We start from the raw sequence: 16,887 nt of genomic DNA, 5'->3' as shown, positions 1-16,887 counted from the left end.
CGGCAATCTGACGGTACAATGCTGGTCTGTCATTTTTGAAATCATGGATCAATGCAACAAACCTGTCCATCCCAATCGTTTTGAGCCGCTGATGCACGACGTCCAATGCAGCCCGTTTTTGACAAACTAGCAACACCCGCTTTCCTCTGGAAGCGAAGTCCGACATCAGGTTACATATCAGCTGCGACTTGCCACTTCCGGGCGGCCCCTGCACCACGACCGATTTACCCGCTTTTACCTGTAAAATAATATCCTCCTGCGCCTCGTCAACCGGAAATGGTGTCAGGATTTCTTCCTCCCGCACACTTCGAACTTCTGACTGTGAAGGCAAAGCCAAGCTGTTTTCCTGATCTTCCATATACCATGCCTCTTCCGCATTAATCAATGGAACGGAAAATGGTTGTTCGTCAAAAGCGGAAATCAGTGCATTGTAGTCAGGTACGAGATAGGAGCCGGCTTGCGGGAAAATACCTAAAACTGCCTCGGGAAATAGCTTTAACTCCCCGTTCCGGCAAGAATTATCCAGCTCCGAAGCTTTCTCTGCCGAGAATGCAACCAGCTTTTCTTCAAATAATTCCTGATTAAAGTTGATCCGGAATGGCGTTGTTTTCAACCATTCGTACAGCTGTGTCCTGAATTCCAGGAAATCTTTAGGAAAGTCTTCAAACGATTTTTCAAGAATTTCGTCAGGTAAGGAAGTTTCGTTGAAATGCGCATAAGCGAGTGCAAAGCTTTGGTTCAAGACCACATTACCTTCTTCCCGCAGCTGCAAACACCATTGTTCACGGTCCATTTTAAGCGTAACCGGAAAGAACAATAACGGAGCATGAATGGAAGTACCATCGGACAGCTTTCCTTTTACGAACGGATAGCCTACGAATAAATCCTCTGAACCCCGTTCCTCGGCAATAAACTGCTCGGTCCTGCTGATCTTCCGTAACCTTTTGCTGATTTGGTTTACCTTTTCGTATCGAGGATCAGCCACATCGCAGATAGCAATGCGCGCTTTTTGTTGCACAAGCTGCCTGACCAGATCAATGGAAGGTTTTTCCAGAACGAAGTCCGTATCGTGCAGATCAATAAACTGCTCCGCCGCGAGATGCGTGAGGAGCAGTGATTTATTCCGGGTACTTAAATTGGTCAGTCTTTTTAAATAAGCTTTCAGAATCCGCTTCATACATACTCCAACGATCCTGAGTGCTAGCTATTTGAAAGTACTTTTTCTTCTTCCTTTTTCGGAAATATAACAGAAGCCAGGATACTGATAGCCAGGATTCCGATGATCACGTAAAGTGAGTAGATCGTTTCAAAGCCAATTGATTCCAGGTAGCTGTGTGCCAGCATTTTCCCTCCAATAAATACGAGCAGAACGCCGAGACCATATTTCAGGAAGCGGAACAAGCCCATGATATTGCTAAGGAAGAAGAACATGGAACGCAATCCCATGATCGCGAAAATGTTGGAGAAGAAAACGACGTATGGATCTTTTGTAACAGAGAAAACCGCCGGAACAGAATCGACAGCAAATATCAGATCGGTAAATTCAATGATCAGTACCACTACGAAAAGTGGTGTAAGCATCCATTTGCCCCTTTTCTTTACAAAGAAATGCTCTCTTACATATCTTGGAAAAACAGGCAGGTATTTGGATGCAAATTTTACAACAGGGTGCTTGGCCGGATCGATCTTTTCCTCTTCTCCCCCTTCAAAAAAGATCTTACCACCCTGGTAAACAAGCAATGCACCAAAAACGAGGATGATCCATTCGAAGCGCTGCATCAATGCGGAACCTACAAAAATGAACACGAAACGCATGAGTATCGCACCCAGTACGCCCCATAACAGCACTTTCTTGTAGTATTTTGGCCGTACGCCAAAGGAGGCGAAGATCAGGATAATAACAAATATGTTATCGACAGACAAAGCATATTCAAGCAGGTAGCCGGTAATAAATTCCAGCGACATGTTTTTACGGTATACCTCAACACTGGCCTCGAAATTGCCGGGAATCAGTGTCAGGTGCGGGGCATATTTATCTTTAATGTGTTCCAGCTGTGCGTAATTCTCCACGCCATGAATGAGGTCACCATGCGTTCTTATGATCATGTAAAAGCCCAATGCGAGGGCAATCCACACGATCGTCCATAAAGCGGCCTCCTTGAACTTGACTATATGGTCTTTTCTGTTGAAAAAAACACCCAGGTCAAGAAGAAGCATAATGGTAATAACCAGTATAAAACCTGCGAAAAACAATACTTCGTTAGAAAGTAACATGAAAAAACGCTGTTATATATTTTAGACTTAGAGACAACATCCGGCTGAAAAAGGCCTTCACAGCCTGCATTGCCTACTCAGAAGGATAAAGGTACTCAAAATATCAAATGGATGGTCGAAATGGGACGGGCGGCAAAAACCAGAAGCCAGTCTGAAAATTTTTCCTGATAAAACCGCGCCAGCTTTATGGAAGCGATGCAGACAGATAAAAAAAGTTTAGCAGTTATAGTACGTGAGTTACAATTTGTTAATTAGTCTGCTCAGATTTTTTGTTAAATATTTGTTGTAAAAACTTGCGTCAAATAGTGCGTGTACATACATTTGCACCACGATAACCGAATCGGTTACGCGAAAGTAGCTCAGCTGGTAGAGCGCGACCTTGCCAAGGTCGAGGTCGCGGGTTCGAACCCCGTCTTTCGCTCAGAGAGCAAAGCACCGGAAACGGTGCTTTTTTTCTCTTAGGTACCATCACAAAAATATGGCACTGGCCGGGGTGGTGGAACTGGTAGACACGCAGGACTTAAAATCCTGTGAGCCGAAACGCTCGTACGGGTTCGATTCCCGTCCCCGGTACCAACGAAAAAGCAGTTACGAACCAAGGTTCATAACTGCTTTCTTTATGATAAAACATAGCTGACTTACAAGAGCTCTTGCGTTAGCTACGTTTATTCTTCAATCCAATACAACTCTGGTCTTTGATCCTGCTTTATCAGTACCATCATCGCCAACTTGCAGGTAATAGGTACCCCGCGGTAGATCTCTCACGTTAATCTGCACCTTATTATCACTTCCAGCTTCTTTTGACAAAGAAACGGACTTTGCAACTTTACCGGTTTTCTCGCTATACAGCTTTGCCTCTTTCGGAAGTTTGGCCGATTTATTATTGGTCGACAAATCCAGGTTCAGTACATCACTGGCCGGGTTCGGATAAGCTGCCATTAACCATGGTCCAATTCCCTGAAATGATGCTGTTGTCGATAGCGTACCACATTGATTGGTTAACACAAGAGGGTTAAAATCTAAAGTCTGGTAGGGTTGCAGGATGAAATCAAATCTCATTACACCCGCTGACCCTTGTGCCGGACCTGAGCTAAAAACCGGATTCCAGGTGATTGTTGTATAATCGGAATTGTAAAATGTAATATAATGATTATCGTAGGGAGATACCTGATGCGTATAGGTATCAACTGGTGTTGCCGATAAGTCGTATCTCAGATCATTGCGGTTTGGCGGCGACAGCTTGTCTACTGTGCCTGTTACCGAAGATGTACTTTGCACCCCGCAGACAGTTGAAAAAGCTCTCACCGTATAAGTTCCGTCACCTATGCCTCCGATATTTGCAGATGTTCCCGTTATAGTCTGAGCAGAACTGCTGCCGTTCACTCTGACATTTGCTGTGGGTGTCCACACAAACTTATCTGCATTCGTTCCGGTAGCAGTAATTGCTACGCTTTCGGTGGGAGAGCATAGTCTGATGGTTGATTGACTAATTGCGGAAATCGTAGGAAGTGGTCTGTTAACCGTCACTTCGATTTGTGACTGAAAGGTTTGACCAGTGATTTTTGCCTGAACTCTGATTGTGCCTCCTCCGCCTGCTGATGGAGTAGATGTTGCCGATGTGGATGTTGTTGTCACAGAACCTGGCGTCCATCCAGCTGGAAAGGTATAAGTGTAGGTAACAGGCAGACCAGCCATGTACGTCTCCACCGCCGGAACCGAAACGGTCACTGCCGAAGTTCCGCAAGCTCTGTCAACAGACTGGCCATTGGAACGTACTACTCCGGCTACTGTCATTGAAGCTGGCGTCCCTACATAATTGACAAACACCGGAACCGGGTCACTTGCTTTGGAGCTTGTGGTACTTCCCACTTTCCAGCTTACAGTTGCCTTGATACTTTTTTGTGTTGATGAAGTATGCTTGGTGTTAGCCCATTTGATTGTTGTTCGACCGTTTGTTCCCGCACCTCCTGTTGATAAAGCCGGCGCGACATCTTCATTGCGCCCAACATAAGTCCAGGAGACACTGATAGACCCCGCCCCGGACGGGAGACCGGAAACATTGGCCTCGTACATATAGCTTGTACCCGGATCAAGGTTATTAAAAGATCCGGTAATAGTTACTGACTGGGCATGTGACCGGCCTATCAGCGCCAGTGCAAATACTAAAAAGAAAAAGGAAAGTTTTTTCATGTTGAAAAAGTTAAAAGATTTAAAAGTTTGTTTTTGATGAACAATGGGTCGATGGATTTGTAAAAAAGCCAAACAGTATCATTGTTTTTCTAACACAAAATTATATTCGATTCCTTCAACTTTGCGTAGTAGTTCGCCCTGTATTTAAGAGGTATTTCTACCTCATTTTTTGAGGGGGTAGTATTGATAATCAGCTACTTTTGATTTTTTACTTAGTTAAACAACTGAATTTTCCAAAGCATTTAGACAATAAGGCTTGTATCAATAATTACAAAATATTTACTTGTGCCCACAATTACACTTATCAACTACTTATGTCTGTATCATTTTTACCCTCGTTCTCTATTAATGAACATTCCCGTCAAAACCTGGCGCAGCTATGGAGCCTCACAAGAAGGGAATGGGAAGTGGTAGCACTACTTTCAAAAGGTCTGGCGACCTCGGAAATTGCAGCGGAAATTTGCATTGAACCAAAAAGCGTCGACAATTATCGCCGGAAAATAGCCGACAAACTGAAGTTAAAGGGCCGCAACAAACTCGCCTTTTATTGCCTTCGCAATAAGGATACGCTCGAACAACTATATGAGATTTCGCTGAGCGCCCGGCATTAGTAAACCTGATAGAGATCGCCTGCCTGCATTGTTACCAGGGCATCTTGTTAAAATTGCCGGCACCAAAAACTAAAAAGCTGCTTTGAACATGTTCAAAGCAGCTTTTTAGTTTTACACAACTTCCAAAACAACCTCCATCTCAGCCTTCCCACTTCCGCAAACCCCGCAGCAGTAACTTTCGGAAAGGGACTCAAACGGTGTGTCCGGAGGAACGTTTTGCTGTTCGTCGCCGTACTCCGGGTCGTATACTGTAAAGCAGTGCGGGCATTGGTGAAGTACCTTGCCAGGCGCTGGTTGTTGCTGCAATTCTTCTTCTGCGGTAAATGCGAGCTGCATGCCGGGTTTTGAGCGCTGGTTGCTGAACCTCCGGCAGAGCTTCTCCAGCTGCACAGCGAGCTGCATTCGGTATAAACCTCTTTCAAATGCCACTAGTCGCCGGCTGTTTGGATTGAAGTTTTCAGTATAGTAAATGTCATACAAACTGAACAAAGCAAGTTGACCAATCCGCAAGAGAGGACGTTTTTTGATCAAAACTGACCCAAACACTTCGGATTTGGATCGCGTTTGGATGCCGAAACAAAGTCCGAAAGTGCGTGTATCGTGTTTATCGAAATACTGGATCAGCTCCTTTTTCAATACTGAACCTTCTTCATGATGGTCTTCCGTTTGCCAGGCCAGCTCGTTCGCAGCGTGTCTTACATTGATATTGTGCTTTCCCAGTATACTGCTCCAATCGCCCCTGTACTGGTCTTCAATCCCCTTTATAATCAATGATTTCCACGGCGTAACGCACATCTCACCAATTTTGGTTTTCATGCAAAGTGCACAAACATCCAGTAAAAAATCGACAGAGAATAGCTCATCGCGTCGGTACAAACCCAGCCACGTCCGCGATTCGTAGCGGTTAAATCCTTCGTAATAAGGAAGTGAAAATGAGGGCAACTCAACCTCAGTTGTCGCTGGCTGGGATATATATTGGATTCGGGCATTGACAGACGCGAACAAAGTCTCTTCATCTATAAACCCGTCTTCCAGCAAACAAGTCTCCACAGCATTTGCCAGCTTTCCGATTTCATTTGTATAAACCAGCTCCCGCCACCTGAAAACCACATTGCTTTGCTTCGGACGTACATATAAGTACCAAAAATGCGGTTCGGGAGAAGAAATGAAATTGAGGTTACCCGTAAAAAATGGCGTAAAACTCTGGTTTGAATCAGAGATATTGACTTTCAATGAAGGCTGGTAATCAAAACAGTCGAGTACCCAATGGTATTCATTGGCAAGCAGCCACTGTCCGGTCCTGAAAACATCTTCCCCGCAATAGGAACTCACAATATTCGGATTGCGGTCGGTATTTACCTCGTAGCGCATCGCCGCATTTTTCAAGCTTTTTTCAAGAAACCGCATATCCTCATAGTGGGCAGTTATGAGCAATTGCTGCCGTGCGCCAAAACGCACTTGATGGACATTGGCTTCCCGCGCAGCCAGTAAAACCTCCTTCAAAAACCCAGGCGAGGCAATGCCGCCGGGCAGGTTGATCTTTACATGATAATAATCTCTCATCTTTTCACTGCGTTCAATGTAAACATGATCATTCCTGCACACCTACCAGCGCGCGCTCCATTACTTTTTCCATAATAGCCCGAACTTCTGGCCGGCACGATCCGCAGCCGGTACCAGCGCCGGTCTTTTTACATAGCTCCTGAAAATCGTCGCAGCCATTTACAATCGATTTTTCAAGATTTCCTTCACCCACATTGTTACATGAACACACTACTTTTCCTTCCAGCGGGTCGGCCTGCCTGCTTGCGCGCAGCAGTTGCAAACGTTTTTCGGAAAGCTCAGTTCCGCTTGCAATCAGGTCACGGAATTCAGCAAATTCATTTTTATCCCCGATCATAATCGCCCCCACCAGCCTGTCGCGGAGTACAATGCACTTTTTGTAATACCTTTTGGCTTGATCCGTAAAAACGATTTGCTCGTAAGCGGGATCGTTTGCCGGTACTTCCGTCAACCCGATGCTGCACAAATGCAAGCCTTCCATTTTCAGGATATTCATCGAAATGCTGCCTTTGTAAGGTTGGGTAATATCTCCGGCAAGATAGTGGGCGATAACTCCGGCCTGCTCCTCGGCCGCCAAGGTGATTCCCCACATCCGGCCAGTCCATTCCGCAATTTCGCCGGCAGCATATATATTTTCGTCTGACGTTTGCATGTAATCATTCACCAGCACACCTCGCTTGCATTCAAGTCCGGCCTCTTGCGCGAGCTCGGTATTCGGCACAGTCCCCATTGTCATGACCACTACCTGACAGTCCAGCTTCCGGCCCGATTTCAGCCGGATCCCTTCTACCTTTCCTGTTCCAGAAAATGTCGCAACCTCATCATTAAAAAACACCTCCACTCCCCTGTCCAGCAGCTCCTGGTATAGCAACTCACCTGCCAGCGGATCAAGTTGCCGCTCCATAAACCGTCCGCTGCGCTGGATTACGGTCACTTTCACATGCATTTCCCGGAAGGAAGCAGCCAGTTCCAATCCCAGGATACCTCCGCCCACAATCACTGCGTGCGGATTTGGCTGGTTTAAAAACGGCAGCAATGCGTCTGCATCCGGCCGCGAGCGCATATTGAAAATGCCCTGCAGTCTCGGTACACTTTTCGGCATAAAAGCGCGGCTGCCGGTTCCCAGGATCAATTTATCATAAGTATGCTCCTGGCCTTTATCATCGATAATCGTCTTGTTTTTTCGATCAATGTGAACCACCCCTGTTCCTTTATGTACAACAATGCGCTGTGCTTCAAACTGATCTTCACGCAATCTAACCAGCTGCTCCCACTGCTGCGCGCCGCTGATATAATCAGGCAGCATAACCCGGTTGTAAAACGGGTTGGTTTCTTTTGAAAAAACATGAATTTCGTCCTCATTATTAAGCTGGCGGTACGCATTGATAAAACCCAGCCCGGCCGAACCCGCACCTACGATAATGATCTTCTCAACCGGCTTTTTATACAACAAAACCTCCACCGCCGAGAATTTAAAGTCCGGCTCTTTTGATTTTGGATCAATTAATGCATTTGTCAGGTTATTGGCTCTTACCGCATTATTCCCTAATATTTTACCCCAATGCATGGGCAGGAAACAAAGTCCCGGCCGTACATCACTAGTCAGCTGCGCCTTTACGCGCACTTCTCCCCGCCTGCTTTTCACAGTCACAAGCTGACCTTCTTCGATACGCCTCAGTGCCGCATCTTCCGGATTTATTTGTAAAAACGGCTGCGGAATATGCTTGTTGAGCCTGGCTACCCGGCCGGTTTTGGTCATCGTGTGCCACTGGTCGCGAATCCTGCCTGTGGTCAATATCAATGGAAAGTCGGCATCAATGGGCTCTGAGGTATTTTCGTCATCGACCGCGTGGATCTGCGCTCTTTTGTTTGATGTATAAAACTGATGATCCGTAAAAAGTCGCTGCTGCCCTGCGTTTCCAGTACTTTCCTGCATTTGCATTGGAAACGGCCACTGTACACTTCTGTTTTTTTGTAAAAATGCGTGACTTACCCCGGTCACATCAATGCGCGTTCCGGCTGTGGTTTTTACATATTCATCATAAACTTCTGCAACACTGTTATAGTTGAAAGAACTGCCAAAACCCATCTTTTCAGCAAACCGCCAGATGATTTCCGCATCGGGCAAAGCTTCGCCGGGCGAGTTGACAACCTTGGGAAAATGGGTGATCCGCCTTTCCGCATTCGTCATCGTCCCCTCCTTTTCAAGCCAGGCCGAAGCAGGTAAAACCACATCCGCAAACTGAACCGTATCCGCCCGATTTGAAACATCCTGAACAACCACAAAGCGCGCCTTCTTCAATGCACTTTCAACCGCATTCATATCCGGCATACTCACCAGCGGATTGGTATTGATAATCCAGATCGCTTTCAGCTGGTCATTTTCCAGTGCTTCAAACATTTCAGTCGCAGTTAACCCGGGTTTTGCTGCGATATGTACCGGAGTTTGCCAGAATTCTTCCAGCTCTTGCCGGTGGGCTGCATTGGTTATTTCCCGGTGGCCCGGCAAGATGTTCGCCAACCCGCCTGTCTCCCGCCCGCCCATTGCATTAGGCTGGCCGGTCAGCGAAAAAGGTCCGTTGCCCGCCTTCCCGATGCGGCCGGTAATTAAATGCAGGTTGATCAGCGAGAGATTTTTATTTACCCCAATCACCGACTGGTTCAACCCCATTGTCCAGAAAGAAAGAAAACCGCGCGACTGCCCGATCCACCCCGCAGCGAGCGCAATATCCTCAGCAGCTACCCCACATAAATTAGCAGATTCCGTGAGTGTACGCTGCATTACTTTTTCACGGTAAGCCTCAAAACCATCGGTATGGTCTGCTATAAATTCTTGATCTGCAAAGCCTTTTTCAATCAACAACCTTCCTATTGCGTGGTTTAAAACAATATCGGTACCAGGAATGATTTGCAAATGCAGATCCGAAGAGCGGGCTGTGTCCGTCTTTCTGGGATCGACGCAGATGATTTTTACATTGGGGTTGGCAGCTTTATGCGCCTCCACGCGCCGCCATATAATTGGGTGGCACCAGGCGGGATTTGCGCCGGTTACGTACATGACATCGGCCGCTTCGATGTCATCATAGCAAACAGGCACACTATCTTCACCCAGCGCCATTTTGTAACCAACTACCGCCGAGCTCATACACAGCCGCGAGTTGGTATCGATATTATTAGAGCCTATAAACCCTTTGATCAGCTTGTTGACCAGGTAATATTCTTCCGTCAGGCATTGACCCGAAACATAAAAAGCGACAGAATCCGGGCCGAACTTTTTGATAAATGTCTTGAAAACAGCCGCAGTACGCTCCAATGCATGATCCCAACTCACCCGCTGCATCGGCATCGACCGGTTCATCCGCATTTGCGGGTAAAGCAGCCTGTCGGACTGATCCATGACGGTATAATGCAGGTTCATTCCCTTGGAGCAGAGCATACCTTTGTTAGAAGGATGCGATTTGTCCCCTTCCAGCGAAAGCTGTCCATTTGCCTCTTTGGTAACCACCACCCCGCAGCCAACGCCACAGTAACAGCAGGTCGATTTGTAGGATGCTAGGTTCAATTTTGAATGATTGAATGAGTGAATGACTGAATGAGTTAGCGAGTGAGCCGCCGTGGAACGGCGAATGAATGAGTTAGCGAGTTAGTGAGTGAATGGGCCGCCGTGAAACGGGTAACGAGTGAAAAAACCTCCCGCAGCGTAGCGAGCGACAAGCATCCTGCAAACGCAGCGCAGCGAGCGACAAGCATCCTGCAAATGCATCCTGCAAATGCATCCTACAAACGCAGCGAAGCGAGCGCTAGGCCAACCGCCCCAATCCATTTCCGTCGGCTTCAGCCAACGGAAGAGGGGGAGGGGGATGGCGATAGGGTTTCTGATGCGATGGATTCGATTTTCTCAAAATTGACCAGCGCTACGAGTGCGGCGACGCATGCGATAGCTCCTCCTATGTACATAAATGCTTCCGAATAGGAAATCGAACTGGATTTGAAAAGAAAACCAGCCAGCACAGCACCGACATTACCACCCGCGCCAACAATTCCGCTTACTGCGCCCATGGCTTTCCGGTTGATAAACGGAACAATTGCATAAGTAGCCCCATTCGCCATTTTTAGAAACATCGCAAAGCCGAGCATGGTAATTACAGCTACTGTCAGACTATTACTCTGGGCAAAAAGCGCAATACCAATTCCTTCGAGGCACAATAACGCAGCAAGCAATCTTCCCTTGCCCAGCATTCCATATTTGTTCCCCACCTTATCAGCCACAATCCCTCCGATCGCCCGGGCAAAAATGTTCATGAAACCAAATGCACCAGCGAGTATCCCGGCGGTAGCGAGAGAAGCGTCGAAATTTTCAGAAAAGTAAAGCGCGGCTACATTGTCGAATGTGATTTCAATACCGAAACAGGCTCCGTAAGCCAGGAAAAGCGCCCAGGTACGCGGATCTTTTGCAGCTTTCGCGAGGGTACCTTTTGCTTTGATAGTCTTGGTATCGGTTACATTCAACTCCTCAAAATTTCCCGCCGGCGTGTCTTTTGTGAAAAAATAATACACGAATGCGAAGATGAAAAGCGCCGCACCGGGAATGATCATCGCCACCCGCCAGGCCGATTCCGGCAGGTAACCTAAACTTATAAACAGTCCGAAAACGAGCGGCATTGCCATATTCGTGATACCGCCCCCTAAATTCCCCCAGCCGCCGGCCACCGCATTGGCAGTTCCCACGATCTTCTTGTCAAACATCACCGAAGTATGGTATTGCGTAATCACAAACGACGCGCCGATCACACCGATCGCCAGTCTGAAAAGCAGGAAGGCTTCGTAAGAATGCACCAGCCCGACCGTCATGACAGGAATGGAGCAAATCCCCATTAAAGCCGCATAGGTTTTTCTGGGCCCCCAGGAGTCGCACAGCTTGCCGATCAGGATGCGGGCAACTACCGTAGCGGCTACCGAGGCGATGATAATATTACCGATTTGCTCCTTGCTGAGTCCAAGATCTTTTTTGATAACCGGCATCAAAGGTGCCAATCCGAACCAGCCGAAAAAGCAGAGAAAAAACGCCATCCAGGTCAGGTGGAAAGTACGCATTTGTACACCCTTGAAACTAAATACATTCAGCTTTTCGAGCGGTTTCTGTGTTGTTTGCATGGTAGTAAGAGTTGTAAGTTGAAGATTTTGCAGGAAGGTTTACTTGATAAACTCCGGCTTGATATTGATCATCAGATAAGCCCAATTGGCCATTTTTTGCGGATTTTGGACGTTTTTAACAACTGCCAGACTGCTGCCTGGCAGGAAAGTGCAGTAACCCGCCTGAAAGCTGATCGCATTGGTAAGGCTGTAATTGGCAATCAGGTCGAGCTCGCTTCCGAAGTTGGCCGACAGCTTCTGATTTTCCGCATTCCGAATGGGCGCGGCACTTGAAAACTGGTGCAGATCAGCCTGGATCAGCCACTTTGGCGCAGGTTTGATTAAAGTATTAATGTAAAAATCTTTCAGTCCGCCCCTACCGAATCCATTTGCCGCATAGAAGTAATCCATTTGCCCCCAAAATTTGTGAGGCGTGCCGTAAAGCGGATCAAATGTGTGGTTTTTGGCCGATCCTGACTTGCTGCCCGAGGTATAATCAAAGCCCGGACCGATTGCAAAGCGGCTGTTTGCATTGTACAAGCCACTCACCGAATAAAGCCACGCATCGAGCGAAAGTCCGTCTTTGTCTTTCCCCGTCTGGTAATAGGCATTGGCTACAAAATTCCAGTATTTACCCAGTTTTGTTTCAAAATAAGGACCGAGCGTAACTCTGTTCCAGGTACCGTTTCTTAGCTCTTTTTTCCCCGCTGAATCCTTTTGATATCTTTGAAAATCATCTTTAAAAACCAGAAAAGAGGCTTTCCCGCTTTTTGTTTTTTTACTTAAATAGGCAAACTGCATTGCTTTGTACATCGTCCCGATCACATTGGTACCAGCCGGGTAACCCACCGGAACACCATCGTACAAAGTGCCTGTCTTACTCTCACGGTTTTGATTATACGCAGCACCGATATGTACAGTCCACCCCTTGTTTTCGTACTTAATCAAAACCGCATCGTGACGCCTGGCTTGTTGCAGCCAGTCAAGGTTACCGAGCACCCGGCTGTCGTCGTACAGCAATTCCTGCCGCCCGATCTTGATCGCCAGCACCTTTCCCGCATTCGCCTGACCGGTATCCAGCAGACTGATCTGCGCCCAGGCTTCGTGGAGCATTAATCCGTTAGCTGCCTGATTGGTAATGCGGTTATTGGTAGCAGCATCCTGCCCCCAAACGCGCACGTCCTGAATGGCGGTGAAAAACTGCATCCGGTACCCGGTATAACCTGCATTAATACGCGTGCGCTGGGACGTGAAGAAGGCAGCCTTGTCATTTTTAGACAATGGGCTTCCCTGTCCGTGCAGCAGCTCGGTGCGCGTGCGGAGCTGGCCGGATAATGTAAACTGTGCATTGGCTTCTGCGCACAGCAGTAACCCGCAGGCAGTCAGGCCTGCAATGAATATGAATAGAGTTCTTCTCATCCCGGTGAAAGATTGGAGGTAGTTTCTAACAGGAAATCCCTGCGTGTTGCAGGTACTCGTATGCGTAAGAAGGATGCAGCGCCACTACTTCACCCATGATCATAATAGCGGGGGTCCTGATCCCATGTTCGCGCACCAGCTCGGGCATTTCCCACACCTGCCCGATCACACTTTTTTCATCCGCGCGGGTACCGTTCTGGATTACCGCCATAGGTAAATGCCCGCGGCCGAAATGTTTGTACAACTCGCAAATCTCATTGAGTTTGCTCAGTCCCATTAATACCACCACCGTCGCTTTCGATTGTACTGCCAGGCGCAGGTCGTCGGACAGCGTACCATCCTGGGTAGTTCCCGTAATTACCCAAAAGCTCTCACTCACACCGCGGCGGGTTACCGGGATTTCCATGGAAGCAGGTACTGCAATGCAGCTGGAAACGCCAGGGACTACCTCAACTTCAATTCCGTAGTCGCGGGCATACTGCATTTCTTCATGGCCGCGACCGAATACAAACGGATCGCCACCTTTCAAGCGGACTACATGACCTTTCTTACGGGCGAGGCGAACGATCAAACCGTTGATTTCATCCTGAGAGAATGAAGTTTCACCTGCTTTTTTGCCTACGTAAATTTTCATTGCGTGGACAGGCGCAAAGTCGAGCAGTGCATTGCTGGCGAGCTCGTCGTAAAGTACTACATCTGCCTTTTCCAGTGCTCTGATCCCTTTCAGGGTAATCAGTTCTCCGTCGCCGGGGCCGGCTCCTACCAATGTGAGTTTTGCTTCCATCTTGCTGGTAATACAGGAGTGAATATTAAAAATATACTATATATAGTAGTTAGTAATTATAACTATTACTGCATCAAAATTAGCGTCATGATTTTACAAAACAAGCTTTTTACCAAAATTTATATTTGTATTTAACTATAATTGCAAATATAAAATTAGGAAAATGACTATTAGCCGTTTAATTTTGAGAGCACACAAACACACTAACATTATACTTAAATTAAAAAAATACAAGTAAATACCTTTTGGTTTACAAATTAATAGTTATTATTTACTATGAAACAAGAATTAAACACCAGAATTGTAGTAATTGGCAATGGAATGGTCGGTTTCAAGTTTTGTGAAAAATTGTTGGCAAAGCGAGGTACAACCCGGCAAATCTCCCTGACAGTCTTCGGCGAAGAGCCACGCGCTGCTTACGATCGTGTCCATTTAAGTGAGTTTTTTGCAGGTAAATCTGCTGATGATCTTACATTGGCTCCGGAACAATGGTATGCAGAGCACGGTATCCAGCTCTTCCTGTCAGATCCGGTGGTGGATATCGACAGGGAGAAAAAGGCTGTACGATCGCACCACGGTCACGTAGTTCATTATGACTACCTGATTATGGCAACCGGTTCCGGCGCTTTTGTACCTACTATCCCTGGCGTGGAAAAAGACGGTGTGTTTGTATACCGCACCATTGAAGATCTTGAACTGATCCAAACTTATGCGCGTAAAGCGAAAACAGGCGCGGTGATTGGTGGCGGGTTGCTGGGGCTGGAAGCTGCCAAAGCCTTGCTTGATCTCGGTTTACAGGAGGCGCACGTAATAGAATTTGCCTCGCGGCTCATGCCCCGGCAGATTGACGAAGCCGGCTCGCGAATGCTGCAAAATCAGCTTGAATCACTGGGACTTCAAATACATCTTTCCAAAAACACGCAGGAAATCAAGGGTGGGGACTGCATTGAAGGAATGCAATTCGCGGATCAATCTTACCTGGAAGTAGATATGCTCGTGATCTCGGCAGGTATCCGCCCGCGCGATGAACTGGCGAAAATTGCCGGGCTTGAAACGCATCCCCGCGGCGGCATTATCGTGAACAATCACCTGCAAACTTCCGATCCATTCATTTTCGCAATAGGCGAATGCGCGCTGGCGCACCACATGATTTACGGGCTCATCGCGCCCGGTTACGAAATGGCGGATGTGGTTGCTACGCAGATTACAGGCGGAGAAAAAGAATTTCTTCCATTTGATATGTCGACGAAGCTAAAACTGATCGGCACGGATGTCGCCAGCTTCGGTGATCCGTTTATTGAGGAGCCAGCTTGCACAACAGTACGTTACGAAAACAAGGCAAAAGGCATTTACAAACGGATCAATGTAAGTCTTGACGGAAAGTCGCTGCTCGGAGGCATCCTCGTCGGTGATGCGGAGCAGTACAATATGTTGCTTCAAACCTGTAAAAACAAAACGATACTTCCTCCCGACGCGGAAGATCTGATACTTGGGTCGAGAGGCGGCGAGGAAACAGGCGCAGGCGTAATGAGCTTTCCCGACGACGCATTGATCTGTTCCTGCGAGGCAGTAACAAAGGGAATGATTTGCCAGGAAGTAAATGAAAAAGGCCATCAGCATATTGACGCAATCAAAAAATCGTGCAAAGCAGGTACCGGCTGCGGCGGCTGTATCCCGATGGTCAAAGATATTATTGCAGGCACATTGAAGCAAAACGGCGTTTACATCCGCAATGTGGTTTGTGAGCATTTTGAGTATTCAAGACAGGAGTTATTAGATCTGGTAAAAATGAATGGATTGAAAACCTATAACACGGTTTTGGATACTTTCGGAAAAGGCGACGGCTGCGAAACCTGCAAGCCGCTGGTAGCTTCCCTGCTGGCGAGTTTGTGGAATGAAAATATCCTTCAAAAAGACCGCGCGCCTATTCAGGATTCAAACGACAGGTACCTGGCCAATATCCAGAAAGGCGGCACTTACTCCGTGGTACCGCGGATTCCCGGCGGCGAGATAACCCCTGAAAAACTCATCGTAATCGGACAAGTGGCGCAGCGATACGGTATGTACACCAAAATTACGGGCGGCCAGCGCATTGATATGTTCGGTGCGCATTTAGGCGATCTTCCATTGATCTGGGAAGAACTGATCGGGGCAGGTTTTGAAAGCGGTCACGCTTACGGGAAATCGTTGCGGACTGTCAAAAGCTGCGTAGGTTCAACCTGGTGCCGGTTTGGTGTGCAGGATTCTGTGAGCTTTGCGATTGAAGTGGAAAACAGGTATAAAGGGTTACGTTCGCCGCATAAACTTAAATCCGCTGTTTCGGGCTGCATTCGCGAATGTGCCGAGGCGCAAAGCAAAGATTTCGGGATTATAGCGACGGAAAAAGGCTGGAATTTGTACGTATGCGGCAATGGAGGATCAAAACCGCAGCACGCGCAGCTGCTCGCGACGGATGTTGACAAGGAAACCTGCCTGCGCCTGATCGACCGCTTTTTAATGTTTTATATCAAAACCGCCGACCCGCTTACCCGCACTGCAACCTGGCTCAACAAAATGGAAGGCGGCATGTCGTACCTCAAAGCGGTGGTCGTAGACGACGTACTCGGCATCGCCGCAGACCTGGAAGCCGAGTTGCAACAGTTGATCGACGTGTACCAATGCGAATGGAAAGAAGTAGTAGAAAACCCCGAACTCCGCAAACGCTTCTCCCACTTCGTCAACACCCCGACAAAAGACCCATCGGTACAGTTTGAAGAAATGAGGGAGCAGAAGCGGGCGAAGGAGTGGGTTTAGCGGCTGTCGGCTGTCGGCTGTCGGCTGTCGGCTGTCGGCTGTCGGCTGTCGGCTGTCGGCTGTCGGCTGTCAGTAATCAGCAGTTGCTCCAAATGGTTCCATTAGTTGAAACAATAGCCT

The 16,887-nt window shown here is 47.6% G+C and carries 10 protein-coding genes and 2 tRNA genes; 4 read left to right on the top strand and 8 right to left on the bottom strand.

The window, feature by feature from the left end; translation table 11 throughout:
* Both ACTIE6_RS27655 and ACTIE6_RS27650 read right to left on the bottom strand, forming a co-directional pair.
* Positions 1 to 1,177: DUF4011 domain-containing protein (locus ACTIE6_RS27655; RefSeq protein ID WP_439559713.1), on the bottom strand; the 1,177-nt coding region annotated here is incomplete at its 3' end.
* A gap of 23 nt (positions 1,178 to 1,200) precedes the next feature.
* A complete protein-coding gene (locus tag ACTIE6_RS27650) occupies positions 1,201 to 2,274 on the bottom strand; it encodes a TerC/Alx family metal homeostasis membrane protein (protein WP_439559712.1) in 1,074 nt (357 codons plus the stop codon).
* Positions 2,275 to 2,622: 348 nt separating this feature from the next.
* Here ACTIE6_RS27650 and ACTIE6_RS27645 point away from each other — a divergent pair.
* Together ACTIE6_RS27645 and ACTIE6_RS27640 are read left to right on the top strand one after the other, a co-directional pair.
* Positions 2,623 to 2,695: transfer RNA gene (locus tag ACTIE6_RS27645), tRNA-Gly, on the top strand.
* Positions 2,696 to 2,761: 66 nt separating this feature from the next.
* Positions 2,762 to 2,850 (top strand) — tRNA-Leu (locus tag ACTIE6_RS27640).
* Between the two features lie 96 nt (positions 2,851 to 2,946).
* On the opposite strand, the gene ACTIE6_RS27635 is transcribed toward ACTIE6_RS27640, so the two are convergent.
* A complete protein-coding gene (locus ACTIE6_RS27635) occupies positions 2,947 to 4,464 on the bottom strand; it encodes a T9SS type A sorting domain-containing protein (RefSeq protein ID WP_439559711.1) in 1,518 nt (505 codons plus the stop codon).
* Positions 4,465 to 4,778: 314 nt separating this feature from the next.
* Between ACTIE6_RS27635 and ACTIE6_RS27630 the strand changes: the two genes are divergently transcribed.
* Entirely contained in the window at positions 4,779 to 5,075 is a 297-nt protein-coding gene (locus ACTIE6_RS27630) for a response regulator transcription factor (protein ID WP_439559710.1), read from the top strand.
* Between the two features lie 111 nt (positions 5,076 to 5,186).
* Here ACTIE6_RS27630 and ACTIE6_RS27625 read toward each other — a convergent pair whose 3' ends face one another.
* The 5 genes from ACTIE6_RS27625 to cobA form a co-directional block, all read right to left on the bottom strand.
* Positions 5,187 to 6,638, bottom strand: a complete 1,452-nt coding sequence (locus ACTIE6_RS27625; protein WP_439559709.1) for a rubredoxin — start codon at positions 6,636 to 6,638, stop codon at positions 5,187 to 5,189.
* 28 nt (positions 6,639 to 6,666) lie between these two features.
* The gene (locus ACTIE6_RS27620; RefSeq protein WP_439559708.1) at positions 6,667 to 10,200 is read right to left on the bottom strand and encodes a molybdopterin-dependent oxidoreductase; all 3,534 of its coding nucleotides are present in this window, start codon (positions 10,198 to 10,200) and stop codon (positions 6,667 to 6,669) included.
* A gap of 272 nt (positions 10,201 to 10,472) precedes the next feature.
* Positions 10,473 to 11,792 carry a NarK family nitrate/nitrite MFS transporter gene (locus ACTIE6_RS27615; RefSeq protein ID WP_439559707.1) on the bottom strand — a complete coding sequence of 440 codons (1,320 nt, stop codon included), beginning with the start codon at positions 11,790 to 11,792 and terminating at the stop codon, positions 10,473 to 10,475.
* Positions 11,793 to 11,831: 39 nt separating this feature from the next.
* Positions 11,832 to 13,190 carry an alginate export family protein gene (locus ACTIE6_RS27610; protein ID WP_439559706.1) on the bottom strand — a complete coding sequence of 453 codons (1,359 nt, stop codon included), beginning with the start codon at positions 13,188 to 13,190 and terminating at the stop codon, positions 11,832 to 11,834.
* 25 nt (positions 13,191 to 13,215) lie between these two features.
* Positions 13,216 to 13,974, bottom strand: a complete 759-nt coding sequence (gene cobA / locus ACTIE6_RS27605) for a uroporphyrinogen-III C-methyltransferase (RefSeq protein WP_439559705.1) — start codon at positions 13,972 to 13,974, stop codon at positions 13,216 to 13,218.
* A 276-nt stretch (positions 13,975 to 14,250) separates the two neighbouring features.
* Here cobA and nirB point away from each other — a divergent pair, with 276 nt between their 5' ends.
* On the top strand, positions 14,251 to 16,767 hold the full coding sequence (gene nirB / locus ACTIE6_RS27600) for a nitrite reductase large subunit NirB (RefSeq protein WP_439559704.1): 2,517 nt from the start codon (positions 14,251 to 14,253) through the stop codon (positions 16,765 to 16,767).
* Positions 16,768 to 16,887 lie beyond the last annotated feature (120 nt).

The organism is Dyadobacter sp., assembly GCF_051859145.1.
In the GTDB taxonomy this organism is placed as follows: domain Bacteria; phylum Bacteroidota; class Bacteroidia; order Cytophagales; family Spirosomataceae; genus Dyadobacter.
Note: the sequence above shows the minus strand (reverse complement) of the source record. Positions and strands in the feature narration are given on the sequence as shown.